The sequence below is a fragment of the Flavobacterium lindanitolerans genome (assembly GCF_002846575.1).
Taxonomy (GTDB): Bacteria; Bacteroidota; Bacteroidia; order Flavobacteriales; family Flavobacteriaceae; genus Flavobacterium; species Flavobacterium lindanitolerans.
Genome location: NZ_PJND01000009.1, coordinates 1 through 18,696 on the forward strand (window position 1 = coordinate 1; position 18,696 = coordinate 18,696).

12 protein-coding genes and 1 other RNA gene are annotated in these 18,696 nt (G+C 42.0%); 5 read left to right on the forward strand and 8 right to left on the reverse strand.

What is annotated here, in order from left to right; genetic code table 11:
- A partial coding sequence (locus B0G92_RS12625; RefSeq protein ID WP_101472488.1) for a choice-of-anchor L domain-containing protein occupies window positions 1–8,021 on the reverse strand: 8,021 nt, incomplete at its 3' end.
- A gap of 557 nt (window positions 8,022–8,578) precedes the next feature.
- Here B0G92_RS12625 and B0G92_RS12630 point away from each other — a divergent pair.
- The 3 genes from B0G92_RS12630 (at window position 8,579) to B0G92_RS12640 (ending at window position 12,165) form a co-directional block, all read left to right on the forward strand.
- Window positions 8,579–9,082 carry a SixA phosphatase family protein gene (locus B0G92_RS12630; RefSeq protein WP_056067496.1) on the forward strand — a complete coding sequence of 168 codons (504 nt, stop codon included), beginning with the start codon at window positions 8,579–8,581 and terminating at the stop codon, window positions 9,080–9,082.
- Window positions 9,066–11,204 (forward strand): polyphosphate kinase 1, encoded by a 2,139-nt coding sequence (ppk1, locus tag B0G92_RS12635; RefSeq protein ID WP_180326442.1) that lies wholly within the window; start codon window positions 9,066–9,068, stop codon window positions 11,202–11,204. The genes B0G92_RS12630 and ppk1 overlap by 17 nt, the downstream gene beginning before the upstream one ends.
- A 70-nt stretch (window positions 11,205–11,274) precedes the next feature.
- A complete protein-coding gene (locus B0G92_RS12640; protein WP_056067493.1) occupies window positions 11,275–12,165 on the forward strand; it encodes a Ppx/GppA phosphatase family protein in 891 nt (296 codons plus the stop codon).
- Window positions 12,166–12,239: 74 nt separating this feature from the next.
- Here B0G92_RS12640 and B0G92_RS12645 read toward each other — a convergent pair whose 3' ends face one another.
- Window positions 12,240–12,650, reverse strand: a complete 411-nt coding sequence (locus tag B0G92_RS12645; protein ID WP_056067491.1) for a hypothetical protein — start codon at window positions 12,648–12,650, stop codon at window positions 12,240–12,242.
- A 16-nt stretch (window positions 12,651–12,666) separates the two neighbouring features.
- Between B0G92_RS12645 and B0G92_RS12650 the strand changes: the two genes are divergently transcribed.
- Entirely contained in the window at window positions 12,667–12,864 is a 198-nt protein-coding gene (locus B0G92_RS12650) for a hypothetical protein (RefSeq protein WP_101472489.1), read from the forward strand.
- Window positions 12,865–12,880: 16 nt separating this feature from the next.
- Here B0G92_RS12650 and dnaX read toward each other — a convergent pair whose 3' ends face one another.
- From dnaX to B0G92_RS12670, 4 genes are all read right to left on the reverse strand, one after another.
- Window positions 12,881–13,966, reverse strand: a complete 1,086-nt coding sequence (dnaX, locus tag B0G92_RS12655) for a DNA polymerase III subunit gamma/tau (protein WP_101472490.1) — start codon at window positions 13,964–13,966, stop codon at window positions 12,881–12,883.
- 86 nt (window positions 13,967–14,052) lie between these two features.
- Entirely contained in the window at window positions 14,053–14,661 is a 609-nt protein-coding gene (locus tag B0G92_RS12660; RefSeq protein WP_101472491.1) for a hypothetical protein, read from the reverse strand.
- A 13-nt stretch (window positions 14,662–14,674) separates the two neighbouring features.
- Window positions 14,675–15,754: a DNA topoisomerase IB gene (locus B0G92_RS12665; protein ID WP_101472492.1), complete on the reverse strand. Its 1,080-nt coding sequence runs from the start codon at window positions 15,752–15,754 to the stop codon at window positions 14,675–14,677.
- Window positions 15,755–15,757: 3 nt separating this feature from the next.
- Window positions 15,758–16,066, reverse strand: coding sequence for a hypothetical protein (locus B0G92_RS12670; protein ID WP_056067482.1), 309 nt, complete (start codon window positions 16,064–16,066; stop codon window positions 15,758–15,760).
- 147 nt (window positions 16,067–16,213) lie between these two features.
- Here B0G92_RS12670 and rnpB point away from each other — a divergent pair.
- Window positions 16,214–16,528, forward strand: an RNA gene (gene rnpB / locus B0G92_RS12675) — RNase P RNA component class A.
- Here rnpB and B0G92_RS12680 read toward each other — a convergent pair.
- Complete coding sequence (locus B0G92_RS12680; RefSeq protein WP_101472708.1) at window positions 16,526–17,209, reverse strand: response regulator transcription factor; 684 nt, start codon at window positions 17,207–17,209, stop codon at window positions 16,526–16,528. The genes rnpB and B0G92_RS12680 overlap by 3 nt on opposite strands.
- Before the next feature lie 24 nt (window positions 17,210–17,233).
- Complete coding sequence (locus B0G92_RS12685) at window positions 17,234–18,613, reverse strand: sensor histidine kinase (protein WP_101472493.1); 1,380 nt, start codon at window positions 18,611–18,613, stop codon at window positions 17,234–17,236.
- Between the last annotated feature and the right edge of the window lie 83 nt (window positions 18,614–18,696).

Here is an 18,696-nt window from a genome sequence, read left to right on the forward strand (position 1 = left end):
GGGATACTGTCGCAAGACGCAGCCACTTCGGCAGCAGGCAGTGTTCCATCGAATGCAGGAGCCTGGGTATCTGTTACGGTCACAACCTGAGTGTGCTCGGCAGTGTTACCACAAAGGTCGGTAGCCGTCCATTTTCTAGTAAGGGTATAGCTTCCTGCACAAGCACCATCGGTTCTGGTCTCGGCGAATGTTACGGTCGCACTTCCGCAGGCATCTGTCGCAGTAAGCACAGCCGCAGCCGGGATACTGTCGCAAGACGCAGCCACTTCGGCAGCAGGCAGTGTTCCAGCGAACACAGGAGCCTGTGTATCGGTCACGGTTACTACCTGGGTATGTACGGCAGTGTTTCCGCAAAGGTCGGTAGCCGTCCATTTTCTAGTAAGGGTATAGCTTCCTGCACAAGCACCATCGGTTCTGGTCTCGGCGAATGTTACGGTTGCACTTCCACAGGCATCGGTTGCAGTTAACGTAGCCGCAGCCGGGATACTGTCGCAAGACGCAGCCACTTCGGCAGCAGGCAGTGTTCCATCGAATGCAGGAGCCTGGGTATCTGTTACGGTCACAACCTGAGTGTGCTCGGCAGTGTTCCCGCAAAGATCGGTAGCCGTCCATTTTCTTGTAAGCGTATAGCTTCCAGCACAAGCACCATCGGTCCTTGTCTCGGCAAAAGTTACGGTCGCGCTTCCGCAGGCGTCGGTCGCAGTAAGCACAGCCGCAGCAGGGATACTGTCGCAAGATGCAGCCACTTCGGCAGCAGGCAGTGTTCCAGCGAACGCAGGAGCCTGGGTATCGGTCACGGTCACTACCTGTACATGCTCGGCAGTGTTACCACAAAGGTCGGTAGCCGTCCATTTTCTAGTAAGGGTGTAGCTTCCAGCGCAGGCACCGTCGGTCCTTGTCTCGGCAAAAGTTACGGTCGCACTTCCGCAGGCGTCGGTCGCAGTAAGCACAGCCGCAGCAGGGATACTGTCGCAAGACGCAGCCACTTCGGCAGCAGGCAGTGTTCCTGCAAATACAGGAGCCTGGGTATCGGTCACGGTCACTACCTGAGTGTGTTCGGCAGTGTTACCACAAAGGTCAGTAGCCGTCCATTTTCTAGTCAATATATATGATGACGGACAGTTTCCGTCAGTCCTTGTCTCGGCGAACGTTACCGTCGCGCTTCCGCAGGCGTCGGTCGCAGTAAGCACAGCCGCAGCCGGGATACTGTCGCAAGATGCAGCCACTTCGGCAGCAGGCAGTGTTCCAGCGAACGCAGGAGCCTGGGTATCGGTCACGGTCACTACCTGTACATGCTCGGCAGTGTTGCCGCATAGGTCGGTAGCCGTCCATTTTCTAGTAAGGGTGTAGCTTCCGGCGCAGGCACCGTCGGTCCTTGTCTCGGCAAAAGTTACGGTCGCACTTCCGCAGGCGTCGGTCGCAGTAAGCACAGCCGCAGCAGGGATACTGTCGCAAGACGCAGCCACTTCGGCAGCAGGCAGTGTTCCTGCAAATACAGGAGCTTGGGTATCGGTCACGGTCACTACCTGAGTGTGTTCGGCAGTATTTCCACAAAGGTCGGTAGCCGTCCATTTTCTTGTAAGGGTATAGCTTCCTGCACAAGCACCATCGGTTCTTGTCTCAGCAAAAGTTACAGTCGCGCTTCCGCAGGCATCGGTTGCAGTTAACGTAGCCGCAGTTGGGATGTTTCCACAAGATGCAGTGATACTAGCCGCAGGCAATGTTCCTGCAAATACAGGAGCCTGGGTATCGGTTACGGTTACTATTTGCGTATGTTCGGCAGTGTTGCCGCATAGGTCGGTAGCCGTCCATTTTCTTGTAAGCGTGTAGCTTCCAGCACATGCACCGTCAGTTCTTGTCTCAGCAAACGTTACCGTTGCGCTTCCGCAAGCATCTGTTGCAGTTAACGTAACTGCAGTAGGTACGTTCTCACATGAAGCCGTGATGTTTGATGGCAATGTTCCTGTAAAGGTAGGGGGCACATTGTCTTGTACGGTTACAATCTGAGTGTGTTCAGCAGTGTTCCCGCAAAGATCGGTAGCCGTCCATTTTCTTGTAAGCGTGTAGCTTCCTGCACAAGCACCATCGGTTCTTGTCTCAGCAAAAGTTACAGTCGCACTTCCGCATGCATCAGTTGCAGTTAACGTAACTGCAGTAGGTACGTTCTCACATGAAGCCGTGATGTTTGATGGCAATGTTCCTGTAAAGGTAGGGGGCACATTGTCCTGTACAGTTACTGTCTGAGTGTGTTCAGCAGTGTTCCCACAAAGGTCGGTAGCCGTCCATTTTCTTGTAAGCGTGTAGCTTCCGGCGCAGGCACCGTCGGTTCTAGTCTCGGCGAATGTTACAGTCGCACTTCCGCAAGCATCGGTTGCAGTAAGCACAGCCGCAGTTGGGATGTTTCCACATGAAGCAGTAATACTGGCCGCAGGCAATGTTCCTGCGAATACAGGGGCCTGGGTATCTGTTACGGTCACAACCTGAGTGTGTTCGGCAGTGTTACCACAAAGGTCGGTAGCCGTCCATTTTCTTGTAAGCGTATAGCTTCCAGCACAAGCACCATCGGTTCTTGTCTCAGCGAATGTTACAGTCGCGCTTCCGCAAGCATCGGTTGCAGTAAGCACAGCCGCAGTTGGGATGTTTCCACATGAAGCAGTAATACTGGCCGCAGGCAATGTTCCTGCGAATACAGGGGCCTGGGTATCTGTTACGGTCACAACCTGAGTGTGTTCGGCAGTGTTACCACAAAGGTCAGTAGCCGTCCATTTTCTTGTAAGGGTGTAGCTTCCGGCGCAGGCACCGTCGATCCTTGTCTCGGCGAATGTTACAGTCGCGCTTCCACAGGCATCGGTCGCCGTAAGCGTAGCCGCAGTTGGGATGTTTCCACAAGATGCAGTGATACTAGCCGCAGGCAATGTACCAGTAAATACAGGAGCCTGTGTATCGGTTACGGTTACTACTTGCGTATGTACGGCAGTGTTCCCGCACAGGTCGGTAGCCGTCCATTTTCTTGTAAGCGTATAGCTTCCGGCGCAGGCACCGTCGATCCTTGTCTCGGCGAATGTTACAGTCGCGCTTCCACAGGCATCGGTTGCAGTAAGCGTAGCCGCAGTTGGGATGTTTCCGCATGAAGCAGTGATACTGGCCGCAGGCAATGTTCCTGCGAATACAGGAGCCTGGGTATCGGTAACGGTTACTGTTTGCGTATGTACGGCAGTGTTCCCGCACAGGTCGGTAGCCGTCCATTTTCTTGTAAGCGTGTAGCTTCCGGCGCAGGCACCGTCGGTCCTTGTCTCGGCGAATGTTACGGTCGCGCTTCCACAGGCATCGGTTGCCGTAAGCGTAGCTGCAGTTGGGATGTTTCCGCAAGATGCGGTGATACTGGCCGCAGGCAATGTACCAGTAAATGTTGGAGCCTGTGTATCGGTTACGGTTACTGTTTGCGTATGTACGGCAGTGTTCCCGCACAGGTCGGTAGCCGTCCATTTTCTTGTAAGCGTATAGCTTCCGGCGCAGGCACCGTCGGTCCTTGTCTCGGCGAATGTTACCGTTGCGCTTCCACAGGCATCGGTTGCCGTAAGCGTAGCCGCAGTTGGGATGTTTCCGCATGAAGCAGTGATACTGGCCGCAGGCAATGTACCAGTAAATACAGGAGCCTGTGTATCGGTTACGGTTACTGTTTGCGTATGTACGGCAGTGTTACCACAAAGGTCGGTAGCCGTCCATTTTCTTGTAAGCGTGTAGCTTCCGGCGCAGGCACCGTCGGTCCTTGTCTCGGCGAATGTTACCGTTGCGCTTCCACAGGCATCGGTTGCAGTAAGCGTAGCCGCAGTTGGGATGTTTCCACAAGCTGCTGTAATGTTTGATGGCAATGTACCAGTAAATACAGGAGCCTGTGTATCGGTTACGGTTACTGTTTGCGTATGTACGGCAGTGTTCCCGCAAAGGTCGGTAGCCGTCCATTTTCTAGTAAGGGTGTAGCTTCCTGCACATGATCCATCAGTCCTAGTCTCGGCAAAAGTTACAGTCGCGCTTCCACAGGCATCGGTCGCAGTTAACGTAGCCGCAGTTGGGATGTTTCCACATGAAGCAGTAATACTGGCCGCAGGCAATGTTCCTGCGAATACAGGGGCCTGGGTATCTGTTACGGTCACAACCTGAGTGTGTTCGGCAGTGTTACCACAAAGGTCAGTAGCCGTCCATTTTCTTGTAAGCGTATAGCTTCCAGCACAAGCACCATCGGTTCTTGTCTCGGCGAATGTTACCGTTGCGCTTCCACAGGCATCGGTTGCCGTAAGCGTAGCCGCAGTTGGGATGTTTCCGCAAGCTGCTGTAATGTTTGATGGCAATGTACCAGTAAATACAGGAGCCTGTGTATCGGTTACGGTTACTGTTTGCGTATGTACGGCAGTGTTCCCGCACAGGTCGGTAGCCGTCCATTTTCTTGTAAGGGTATAGCTTCCAGGGCAGGCACCGTCGGTCCTAGTCTCGGCAAAAGTTACAGTCGCGCTTCCACAGGCATCGGTCGCAGTTAACGTAGCCGCAGTTGGGATGTTTCCGCATGAAGCAGTGATACTGGCCGCAGGCAATGTACCAGTAAATGTTGGAGCCTGTGTATCGGTTACGGTTACTGTTTGCGTATGTACGGCAGTGTTCCCGCACAGGTCGGTAGCCGTCCATTTTCTTGTAAGCGTATAGCTTCCGGCGCAGGCACCGTCGGTCCTAGTCTCGGCAAAAGTTACAGTCGCGCTTCCACAGGCATCGGTCGCAGTTAACGTAGCCGCAGTTGGGATGTTTCCGCATGAAGCAGTGATACTGGCCGCAGGCAATGTACCAGTAAATGTTGGAGCCTGTGTATCGGTTACGGTTACTGTTTGCGTATGTACGGCAGTGTTCCCACAAAGGTCGGTAGCCGTCCATTTTCTTGTAAGGGTGTAGCTTCCGGCGCAGGCACCGTCGGTCCTTGTCTCGGCGAATGTTACCGTTGCGCTTCCACAGGCATCGGTTGCCGTAAGCGTAGCCGCAGTTGGGATGTTTCCGCAAGCTGCTGTAATGTTTGATGGCAATGTACCAGTAAATACAGGAGCCTGTGTATCGGTTACGGTTACTGTTTGCGTATGTACGGCAGTGTTCCCGCACAGGTCGGTAGCCGTCCATTTTCTTGTAAGGGTATAGCTTCCAGGGCAGGCACCGTCGGTCCTTGTCTCGGCGAATGTTACGGTCGCGCTTCCGCAGGCATCGGTCGCGGTAAGCGTAGCCGCTGCCGGGATGTTTCCGCAAGATGCGGTGATGCTGGCAGCAGGCAGCGTTCCTGCAAATACAGGAGCCTGGGTATCGGTTACGGTCACTACCTGGGTATGTACGGCAGTGTTCCCGCACAGGTCGGTAGCCGTCCATTTTCTTGTAAGGGTGTAGCTTCCGGCGCAGGCACCGTCAGTCCTTGTCTCTGCAAATGTTACCGTTGCATTTCCGCAGGCATCGGTTGCGGTAAGCGTAGCCGCAGCTGGGATGTTTCCACAAGCTGCAGTGATACTGGCAGTAGGAAGGGTTCCGTTAAATGTTGGAGCTGTAGTGTCGTTTATAGTGATTGTCTGAGTAAAATTTGCAGTTGTACAATCTGTAGCAACTGTAAATACTCTAGTGACAACCGTAGGACAACTTCCTATTTTAGTGTCTTTATAAGTTATTGTATGTGCCAGAGATGCATTTGAAGTTGTTCCTCCTGCACTTTGGAATTGTGCCAATGTAATTGAGACAGGTGTTTCGCTATAAGTCAAAGGAGTAATACTACTTTGGTTACAACCCTGAATACTGGCATTAGTCGGACCAGTCAAGGTAACAGTAGGTTTTACATTCACAGTTACCTGGGCACATGCTGAATTTCCACAACTGTTTTCCCAACGTACATAATAGGTAGTTGTTTGAGTTGGAGCTGCAACTGAAAGGTTATTTCCTGTTCCAATTGCTGTTCCGCCACAACTTGAAGTATACCATTTTAAGGTAGTGCCTGATCCTCCTGTAGCAGATAAAACAATATTTCCACCTGTATTTGAACAGATATTATTATTGTTTACGCTTGCAGCAGTTGGCGCTACAGGCGCTGAATCAACATTAACAACTACCTGATCTGTTGATGTACATTGTCCGTTAGCATTGGTTACTGTCAGTGTGTAGGTAGTAGTTGTTGTTGGAGAAGCAATAGGATTTGCAATATTATTGAAATTTAATCCTGTTGACGGACTCCAGCTGTAAATAATACCACCGCTACCGCTTAGTTGCGTATTTCCTCCCGGACAGATAGTAACATCAGGTCCAGCATTTGCAACAATAGGAGTAGGGTTTCCAATAGTAGCAGTACCACTAAGATTTGGTTTACAACTTCCTGGGTCTTTTACAACTACAGTATAATTTCCTGGTGAGAGGTTTGAAAAAGTATTGATACTTTGCCAATTTGCACCATTATCAATAGAATATAAGTAGCTTCCTGAGCCACCTGAAACGTTTACGGTCAATGTTCCATTGTTTTGTCCGTTACACTGTGCATTAGTAGCATTGATAGAATTAAGAACAGCCGTTTCGTAGATGGTCATCGTTTGCGTTACATATACTACGTCACTGGAACAAGGACAGCTTGTTATTGTCCTTACAATAAAAGTTTCGCTATTGTCTGAAATAGCATCAGCTACAGTAGTATAAGGTATGTCGATATAAGTTTGGTTAGCCGGAATTGTTACCTGTGTTGGGAATGGTTGTCCACCAGTTGTCTGAATGTCGACTCCATTGGTAAAAGTTCCGGATAAAAGCAGATTCACAACTAATGGCTGTGAAATATCACTGCCAGTTCTTTGTACTCTGAATTTATTATTACATCCTTCAAAAATATTGTTCTGGTTTTCAATCATGTTTCCATAGTTCGTAAGAACTATATTTTCTGAGTTAAAACTTCTGGCTCCTAAGAAAACACCCGAATCCCATTGCTGGTCACTTGCATCACCAATACTCAATTTGATTCTGTAGGTGGAGCAAGGTGTAACTGGATAGGTAGCAGTTAGGATAACAGTATTTCCATCAAATTGTGTAGTAGTTGATCCAGATGCATTATTTTGATAATATTGCCCGTTTACTGCAGGGAAATTAACACCATCAACGTTTGTTCCTGCTGCGTGGATTGTATTGATAGAGATTGGAGTTGTACTACTAGGAAGTAATGCCAAATTGATAGCATTATTTCTGTAAGGGCCTGAAATTCCAGGACCGCTTAAGAAAAAACCAAAGGCATCATTATATCCGGTTTCACAATATTCCAAATATTCTTCTGAAGAAAAGACATATTTAAATTCTAAAGTATTACCTGCTGGTACGAAATCAAATTCCAAAGTCGCGGCATCGTAAATTCTTCTACCTGTAATGCTTGCCAAATCAGGATCATTGGCTGCACTTACCATTTCGTCCGTGCTTCCTCCCGTATTGTTTGGCCCCATTGCAGATGAAGCTTTTCCGGTCGTAAGCAATAATCCTTCTTCAATAGGAAAAGTAGAAGTCCCTTTATTGAAATAAGCTAATTGGCGATTTCCAGGTGTTGATGACCATGTATGGTTTTGCCACGTGTAAGTATTGTTATTTCTTGAATAATAACCAAATCTTACATTGCTTGCCGATAAGCAACCCGTAACAAAAAGGTTTTTCACCAATTGTTCTGGTGTATAAGCATTGTATGTAGCATTTTCTGCTACCGAAATTGATCCGGCAACAGCCATGGTTTGATATTCCAGTCCGCCCTTATTCTCTTTTACTTTAGGAGCATAGGGAATATTAGGCTTTGTAGCCCTGCCGGATACTGGAAGTTCTTTTTGCTGTGCAAACGAAGGTATCGCAACTAAAATTAACAAGCCTAGGAGAAATAATCTACTAAGAACTATTTTGTTATTAAATAGGACTTGTTTTTTTAGGCAGCCATTTTTCTTTTCGGTGATAAAAGCTTGTGGAACTTTTATTTCCTCACGCAGCGTAAAATTTTTCATGTACGTATTTTTTGGGTAAAGTTTTTAAAAAGCATAGATCTTATTTTGATAGAAATAAGAACATTCGAATTACTTTTCGGGATAAAACTAACATCTAGTTTTTTAGATAAATAATTTTATCCGTGAATAGCATAAATAGTCGTTAAAGTATCTTTTTTACATAATTCTCTGGTTATTCAATTCAATTTTTTAATTATTGTCAGTTTTCTGGTTTCTTTATTGATTTATCGTTAAAATAAAAGCATAGAATGACAGTCCAAGTATTTTTGGATACAGAGTATTTGTTAAAAGGGAAATTTTGCAACCTGACTGATAGAAAACTTCAAAAGGTGGTATTAAGTTTTGCTATCTAAAATTTGCAACTGATGGTAGTCTAAAGTTTATATTAATTGACTTTTCTATAGCGAATTTATGTTAATAAATATTTAACTAATCGAAATCGGTAGTTTTTTCGATAAAAGTGCTTAAAATGTCTGTGAAGTAAACTTTTTTTTGTAATTTGTTCTTATAAATAGTGGTGTTTTTTGAAGTCTAACTAGTTTTTTAAATTATCATTTATGAAAAATTTGATATTAATACGACATGGAAAATCAAGCTGGAATGCCCCACTTCTGGATAAAGATCGTCCTTTAGCCAGTAGAGGAATGCAGGATGCCCATTTGGTTTCGATGGAAATAGGAAAACACCTTCCTAAAACTTTTACTATACTAAGCAGCACAGCAAAAAGAGCTTCAGAAACGGCTATTATTTTTGCCCAAAATCTTTCATGTCCGATTGAAAGCATTATTTTTAAGGACGAACTGTATACTTTCGATGACCGTCAGCTGGAGAAAATTATAAAATCATGTAATAATGATTATGACAACGTTATTCTTTTCGGACATAATGATGCTATAACAAATTTTGTTAATAAATTTGGGAACGTTTTTATCGATAATGTTCCTACAACGGGATTTGTTTCTATTAATTTTCAAAGCAATGACTGGCAATCGATCGATAAGGGCAAAACGCAACAAGTGATTTTTCCTAGAGATTTAAAAAAATATGATTCCACCAACTGATTACCGTTATATTGATCGTGAAAAAAGCTGGCTTGCTTTTAATGCGAGAGTTCTTCAAGAAGCCGCCGATAAAAATGTACCACTATTAGACAGACTCCGATTTTTAGGAATTTTTTCCAATAATCTTGATGAATTTTTCCGTGTCCGATTTGCAGCTATCCGCAGATTGAGCCATGCTGGTGTTTCAGGTGAAAAACTTTTGGGAGGCATCAGTTCACAGCAATTGGTCAAGGATATAACAGAAATCGTAATCCAGCAACAATCGGAAAGTTTAAGAATCCTGAGCAATATTGAAAGTGAGCTCGAAAACGAGAATATTTTTATCATTAACGAGACCGAAATTTCCCGTGAACAGGAAAATTTTATAAAAGACTTTTTCATACAGAAAGTTAGTCCGGCTCTGGTAACGATTATTTTGAATGACCTTGCTGAATTTCCTATTTTAAAGGATACATCCGGATATCTGGCTGTTAAATTGGTTATGACCAAACCCAAATCAACAACCAAAATAGTTGTTAAGGATACGGTATTAAAAATCAAAAAACCAAAAAAAGACGTACGTTATGCCGTTATTGAAATTCCAAAAACCATAAACCGGTTTGTTGTATTACCATCAAGCAATGATAAGCAATATATCATATTGTTGGATGATGTTATAAGATATAACCTGGGCAGTATATTCAATATTTTTGACTATGAGAGCATATCAGCACACATGATAAAAATAACGAGAGACGCGCAGCTGGATATTGATAGTGATCAGAGCAAAAGTTTGATGGAAAAAATTTCCACCAGTGTAAAAGATCGCAGGATAGGGGAACCGGTACGTTTTGTATATGACCAGTCTATAGAAAAAGATACGCTGAAATTTTTCCTGAATAAAATGGGAATAGACTCGACAGATAGTATTATTCCTGGAGGAAGATACCATAACCGACGGGATTATATGGATTTTCCTAACCTTGGAAGACAAGATCTTTTATACCAGTCTAATGTTCCTTTGCCGGTTGACGGATTAAGCCTGGAAGGGAGCATGCTCGAAAAGATTGCCAAAAAAGATTATCTGGTCAATGCGCCTTACCAATCGTTTTCTTACCTGATTAAATTTTTACGTGAAGCAGCACTGGATCCAAAAGTAATTTCGATAAAGATTACTTTGTACCGTCTGGCTAAAAATTCCCAGATTATCAGTTCCTTGATTAATGCAGCAAAAAATGGCAAGAAAGTAACTGTGCAAATCGAATTGCAGGCCCGTTTTGATGAAGCCAGCAACATTTCGTATGCAGAACAGATGCAGACTGAAGGAATTGAATTGATTTTCGGAATAAAAGGGCTGAAAGTTCACAGTAAGATATGTGTGATTGAACGTGTTGAAGAAGGAAAGGTAAAACGTTACGGACTAATTTCGACCGGGAATTTTAACGAATCAACAGCTAAGGTTTATACTGATGTGACCTTGTTTACGAGCCATTCTAAAATATTAAAAGATGTCGCAAAGATTTTTGATTTCTTTGATATCAATTACCGCGTACACCGATATAAACACCTTATCGTTTCACCCCATTACACAAGAACGCGTTTTGAAAAACTGATTGATAGGGAAATTGCCAATGCTCAAGAGGGAAAAGAAGCTCATATCAGTTTGAAAATGAATAGCCTTTCAGATTATGGTATGATTGATAAACTGTATGATGCAAGCAGGGCAGGAGTAAAAATAAGGCTGATTGTGAGAGGAATTTGTTCCCTGATTCCGGGTGTTCCGGGAATGAGCGATAATATAGAAGCCATCAGTATTGTCGATAATTATTTGGAGCATTCCCGTGTTTATATTTTTAATAATGATGGAGATCCGGAAGTTTACATCTCATCAGCCGATTTTATGACCCGAAATCTTGATGAAAGGGTTGAAGTTACCTGTCCTATTTATGATGAGAGCATAAAACAGGAATTGATAGACACCTTCAATATAGGTTGGAAAGGAAATGTAAAAGCAAGGCTGCATTCTGAAAAATTAGACAATTTGTACAGGGTTCGCAAAGATGCTCCTGTTTTCAGGGCACAGTTAGAAACCTATAATTATTACAGAAACAAACTGGAAGTAATTGCAGAAAACCTTAATTAGTTTGTACATCTGTTAACGGCCAGAAATGGTATTGTTTCCGGCTTTATTAAAATGATAGAATAAATAATTTATGATTACGATAAGAAAATATGCGGCGATAGACATTGGCTCCAATGCGATGCGCCTGCTGATTGCCAATATTGTTGAACAAAAAGGAAAAGAAACCCAATTTAGCAAAAGTTCCCTGGTGCGTGTCCCGATTCGTCTGGGTCAGGATGCTTTCACCGTAGGGGAAATTACGGAAGAAAATATCGAAAGAATGGTGGATGCCATGAAAGCATTCAAACTTTTGATGAAAGTGCATAAAGTAGAAAAATATATGGCCTGCGCAACTTCTGCTATGCGTGAGGCATACAATGGCAAGGAAGTCGTAGACCTGATTAAGAAAAAGGCAGATGTAAAAATTGAAATTATAGACGGGAAGAAAGAAGCGGCTATAATTGCTTCTTCAGACCTGCACCATTTGCTGAAAACCGACCAAACCTATCTTTATGTAGATGTTGGCGGAGGTAGTACTGAATTTTCTCTTTTTACAGAAGGCAAGATAGTCGCCTCCAAATCATTTAAGATTGGAACCGTACGTTTGCTGAATAATATGGTTAATGACATCGTATGGCAGGAAATTGAGAAATGGATTAAACATGTGACGGAAGATTACGAACACATCAACATGATTGGTTCCGGCGGAAATATTAATAAGGTTTTTAAAATGTCAGGAAAATTACAGGAAAAACCTTTGTCGTATATGTATCTGAATTCTCAGTTTTCTTTTCTCAACGGACTTTCCTATGAGCAAAGAATAGCCGAACTGGGGCTCAATGCAGACCGTGCGGATGTAATTATACCCGCGCTCAAAGTATATCTTAATGCAATGAAATGGAGTGGTGCCCGCAATATCTATGTGCCAAAAATAGGGCTTTCAGACGGTATTGTTAAGGCGATGTATTATAATAAGATTTAAGAAGGAAGATTTTAGATTTAAGATATCAGATTTAGGATTTAAGAGCGAAATTCAAAAATCTTAAATCAAAAATCCTAAATATCCAGGTCGAACGTTTTTCGCAAAATATCCAGGCTCGGATTAATTTCATTGAGCCTGTTGTATTTGTCCTGAGGTGTAAAGGCAAACTTATTCTCAACGGTTTCGTTGACAACAACCTCGATTTGGATATCGTAATTATGGAGTTTCCCACGCAAATGCCCTAAAAGGTCATGCTTTTCAGATTCAAATTCAATTTTTGAACCTTCGTTAGGAAGCTCATGATAAATGGTAGTTCCTTTTAATTTAGGGTCATTAATTAATAAAAGCGCTTCCAGAATTTTATATCCTTTATCGCCCAAACGCTGTGCATATTTGTTCCATTGCAACAGCATGTCGGTTTCTGTAAAAGGTTCTTTAGGCAATTCAGCCTCATGTCTTACAATAGTACTGTTTACTTTTTCCAACTCTCGTTTTGCTCTAATGCTGGAAAGTGATAAGGCAGAAATTTTCGTTACACTTTTATCTTCGATAGAAGTAGATGTTTCAACCTTGGCTACCGGAGCAATTTCTTTTTCCGGTTTTTCTTCTATAGCAGGTACAGGTTCAGCAACAACGGGAGGAGTTGCGACTTGGATAATTTCGGGTGATTTTACAGGGATTTCGAGTACTCTTCCGTAGAAATGATTAGGAGGAATTATATATCCGTCAACTTTTTTTTTTCTCCATCAAAAGTGATAGAGGCCAATTGCATTAAGCAAAGTTCAACAAGAAGACGTTGGTTTTGGCTGGATTTGAATTTCAAATCACAGTCATTTGCCAGGTCAATTCCTTTTAAAAGAAAATCCTGTGAAGCTTTTTGGGCTTGCAATCCATACATTTTCTGTGCTTGTTCTCCGGCTTCGAGCAAAGCCAAAGTGCTAGGGGTTTTTGAAACCAGCAAATCCCTGAAATGGGAAGCAAGTCCGGCAATAAAATGATGTCCGTCAAAACCTTTGGATAGAATTTCATTATAAGCAATCAGCAGTTCCGGGATTTTGTTTTCCAAAATCAGGTCGGTCATGTTGATATACGTTTCATAATCCAGTACATTCAGGTTTTCGGTTACCGCCAATCGGGTAAGGTTGTTTCCTGAAAAACTGACAACCCTGTCAAAAATAGACAAGGCATCACGCATCGCACCATCGGCTTTTTGGGCAATAATGTGCAAAGCATCATCTTCAAAAGTAATTCCTTCGCTATTGGCTACATCTGCCAGATGATTTTTGGCGTCTTTTACCGTAATTCTTTTGAAATCGAATATCTGGCAACGCGATAATATCGTTGGAATTATTTTATGCTTTTCTGTAGTTGCCAATATAAAAATGGCATGTTTTGGCGGTTCTTCCAGGGTTTTTAAAAACGCATTGAAAGCAGCCTGTGAAAGCATGTGAACCTCGTCAATGATATAAACTTTGTATTGACCTGTTTGTGGTGGGATACGTACCTGGTCAATCAGATTTCGGATATCGTCAACCGAGTTGTTGGATGCGGCATCCAGCTCAAAAACGTTGAAAGCAAAATCTTCGGTTGGGTCATCATAACCTTCCTGATTTATTTTTCGGGCCAGGATTCTGGCACAAGTTGTCTTACCAACACCACGTGGTCCGGTAAAAAGCAAAGCCTGTGCAAGGTGGTTGTTTTCTATAGCATTCAACAAGGTATTTGTAATAGCCTGCTGACCCACAACATCTTTAAATGTTTGCGGACGGTATTTGCGGGCTGATACAACGAAATGTTCCATAGAAATTTGACTGGACGACAAATATAGGTCTAAATTTAAAGATTAAAAAATACTGTTGAAAAGTTTTAAAATTAGTTTTTCTATACTTAAAAGCGTTCCATATCGGGATGGAAAGTAATGTATTCGTCAGTTACTTTTTTGCTTGTTTCATGAACGATAATACTGATACAGTTTTCTTTTCTGATTTCAAATGCAATTCCCAAATCTACAGCATCATATATTTCAACGGTGCCTTCTGCATCTTTGTATTTTCCACATAATACTAATTTTGGATAACTTTTTCGGATTGTATTTATAGAACTTCCTGTTGAAATTCCTTCTTCCGTTTTAAATTCCGGAGAAGTAATACGGATAAGCCGGATTACTTTTTCGGTCATCTCAGAATTTTTATAAGTTGTATAAATATTCAACTCGTTTTTCTTATCGTCTTTGGAATACCAGGTACTCCAGGCTTTTCCCATAGCTGCATCAGAAAAATCAGGTCGTCCTAAAGCAGCGAGTGTTTCTGCATTTTGTCCCAAATGGGTAAGTCCTATGCTTTTTCCCGGAACGATAAGCTGTTTTTTATCGGTAGTTTTAACCAAAATAGTTTCAGCAATCGTATCTGAAACAGGAGTGGTTTCAATAGTTTTTGCTTTTTTGTCGGAACATGAAATAAAACCGATTCCCATAAAAAGCCAGATTGTTTTTTTCATGACAATTTTTAATTTATCCTAAAACTTCAGCAATAGTTTCTTTTTTCAAGAGCCTGACCAATGCTTCTTCTTCGGGGTTCAGTTTATTGTTTTTAATATTAGCTTTTACCTTGTAATTCCAGATAGAACCTTTTTCATAAGAGGCGATGACGGTAGGATGCACATAATACTTTTTACAGACAGCTCTGGTATTTCCCAACTTTTTGGCCACATCATCAATAACCGAAACGATATTTCTTTTGCATTCCGTAACCGTAATAAACTGGCCTATTTCCTGAAAAGTAAACAGTGCGTGTACGCTTCCTGCCCATACCCTGAAATCTTTTGCCGTAAAATCTTCGTGTGTAATTTCTTTGAGATAATTATTAATGTCTGCCGAGCCAATGGAGTGGTGTTTTCCTTCATCATCATAATACTGGAAAAGTTCCTGTCCCGGAATTTCTTTGCATTTTTTGACCAGATTGGCCAACTTACGACTTTGCAGGCTTATTTTATGCGACACGCCTTTTTTGCCTTTAAACTCAAAATAGACGGATGAATTAGAAAACTTCACATGTTTGTCCCGCAATGTTGTTAATCCAAAAGAGCCATATAATTTTTTATAGGCATCATTTCCAACACGAATATGGGTTAGTTCGATTAGTTTAACAACCAACGCGACTACTTTTTCATAAGGAAGTCCTTTACGATTCAAATCTTTTTCGATTTGTTTTCGTATCATTGGAAGGGCATTTGCAAACCGTCTCAATCTGTAAAACTTAGATTGATTCCGGATTTTATTCCAATTCGGATGATAACGGTATTGTTTTCTTCCTCTGGCATCAATTCCGGTGACTTGCAAATGCCCATTTTCATAAGGAGAAATCCAAACATTCTCCCAAGCCGGTGGTATGACCAGCTTTTTTATCCTTTCGATTACAGACTTATCTTTAATTATCGTATTGTTTTCATCCTTGTAGACAAAAGCATTGTCTTTGCCTTTTATTCTGTAATAGCCTTTATGCATTTGAGGAGCATATCTCAATCCTACAGACTGGGCCGTTACTTTTGGATTACTGCCAATTTTTTGAAGTTTTGCCTCTAATCGGTTCATGCTTTATTCGGAAGGCTGTCTGCCTTTAATTACGAGTTCATGTAAAGTTTGGGCTGCTTCGTCTTCTGAAAAAGACAGGTCTCCGGAAACATAGACTCCTTTTTCACCTTTGTCCGATTTGATTCCGTATACGGTTGCTTCGTCTCCAGGGTCGGTAGCTCCTTCATAACGGTATATGTGGACAATTTCAAAGCAATCACCACAATCTTTAATACGGTCTGCTTCAAGATTAAAATCTACTGTGAATCCTTTTTCTGCCAACTCTTCCAAAGCTTTGGATACGGTGGCATAATGATACATTTGATGGTCCATGACTTATATTTTTAATTGGTTTTTAGTATTTCTAATTTACAATATAAATTTCCCTGAAGCTGCTAACGGAATGTTAATTGAGTTTATAAGATTATAAGGTAAGATTACAGATTAATGGAAATCTTGATTAATTGTATTAGTTTTGCAGTCGCAGACCGCCTTATCGCCGTCTTGAAAAAGAGGGAGGAAAGTCCGGGCACCATAGAGCAACATAGCGGGTAACGCCCGTCACCGAAAGCAATTCCGGGAGGACAAGTGCAACAGAAAGTATGTACAGGTAATGCTGTAGTGAAACCAGGTAAACTCTATGTGGTGAAATACCAAGTATATCGGCTTTTAAGGGCTGCTCGTCCGTTGCCGAAGGGTAGGTAGATTGAGTTCCGGAGTAATTCGGAATCTAGATAAATGATAAGGGTTTCTTTTTAAGAAATACAGAACCCGGCTTACAGGTCTGCTTTTTTATTGTTTGAGTTTGAACTCCAATCCGATATTACGGATACTTTCAATAGAGATTTTTGGGTCATTTCCAAAGTATTTTCTCAAACGGCTGATAAAAACATCCATGCTTCGACCTGAAAAAAAATCATCATTTCCCCAAACAGCTTTTAGTATTTCTTCCCGTTTCAACAGTTGGTTTTTATTTTTGTAAAGGAAAAAAATTAAGGAACCTTCTTTTTCAGTAACTCTTTGAATAGTTTCTCCGATTTTCAATTCCAGACGTTGCGGATTAAAAACATAATCACTAATTCGGATTTCTTCTGAAACAGGCAGAGATGTCTTTTCACTTCTTCTTACTATATTATTTAAACGGAGAACCAGCTCATCTGCTTCAAAAGGTTTGGCAATATAATCGTCGGCTCCTAATTTGAGTCCTTTGATTTTATCGTCTTTTAATTTTCGGGCTGTGAGAAAAACAAAAGGAACTTCCGGATTAATCTTAATGATTTTTTCTGCCAGTGTGAATCCGTCAATTTTAGGCATCATGACATCAAAAATGCAGATACTGAATTCTTCGTTTTGGAAAAGGTTCAACGCTTCTTCGCCATCTTTGGCCCAAAAAACCTGAAAATTATGAAGGTCAAGATATTGCTTGAGAATCATTGCAAAATCAAAATCATCTTCTGCTAAAAGTACTTTTTTGATAGTAATCGCCACTGCTTAAATAAATTATCCGTTGGAAACCTGAAGTCTAAGGTCAAAAGTAGCTCCTTTGCCAAGGTCGCTAATAACATGAATGCTTCCCTGATGTGCTTTTATAATCTGGTCTACATAATAAAGTCCTAACCCCAATCCTTTGGCATCATGCAGGTCGCCCTGTTCTACACGGTAAAATTTATCAAACAGGAGGGAATGCTTGTTTTTCGAAATACCAATTCCGTCATCTGAAATGCTGATGGCAAACTGACCTTCCTCCAACGAAGATTTTACCTTAATGTTTGTACAGCCATATTTTACGGCATTTTCTAAAACATTGGTGATAGCGGTGGTCAGGTGGAACTTATCTAGGTTAATACTGATTTTTTTGGAATCGAGCATTTTTTCAATCAAAATATCGGGATAGGCAATCTGGAAATCGTTGATAATTGAATTTAAAAAGTCCGGCATCAGCACTTTTTCTTTGTGCAGTTCGATTTCTTCATAGCCTAAGGAATTGGTCATTACCTGGTCAATTAGATTTTGCAGACGATTATTCTGGCGAATAATGGTTCCCAATACCGTGTTGTAGGTTTCTTCATTTTCGCGTATTTCCTTACGTTCCAGAATTTTTGCAGAAACAGAAAGTGTGGTTAGCGGTGTTTTGAGCTCATGGGTAATATTATTGATAAAGTCAGTCTTGATGTCACTGATTTTCTTTTGCTTAATCAGGGCTTTTAATGCGATTACGAAAAGGGTGATTAGTGTGAGTATGGAAAAAACAGCAAAAATAAGAATGAGTGCCATTCGTTTAAGTACGATATATTCCCAGTTTTTAATGGATACGTATAAGGTGTCTTCCGTCAGAAGTTTATAATCGGAATTGAGTTCCTGTTTTTTGAATGAACCGCTGGTAGTTCCCACATAATTCCGAATCAGAAAAGCATCGTCCAGAGAAGCCAGGTCACCGTATAATTTATTTTCAATGAAAGGCTTTTCTGCGAATATAGTGTCGGCTTCTTTTGTAGCGTCATAAATCACGAATTTGTCTAAAACAATCGCAAAATCAATAGTCAGGTTTGGTATTTCATTTTCGAATTCTTCCTGTAGTTTTCGGGTAAGTTCACTTTTGAATTCATTTTGCAGTAGGGCATTTTTAATATGGAATCGTGTGCTTTTATCCCGCAAATAATTTTCTGCTAATTGTTTATACAACAAGTCTTTTTTGCTGAATATGGTAGAATCGATATCACTATAATCGTTGGTGATTTTTGCAATTTTTGCCTTGATTTCAGAACGGAACTGCTCGACTTTATACTCATAGGTAGTTTTGACCAGATAGTATTGTATGGCCGAAAGCACGACCAGAACCAGAGCCGAGAATCCTATTAATAGGTTGATTTTCTTTTTCATACTAACAGATTGCAGAACCAAAAATAAGCGATTTATTCTGAAAAAAAGATATTAACCCAGCATTAACCTAGCATTAACTCTCG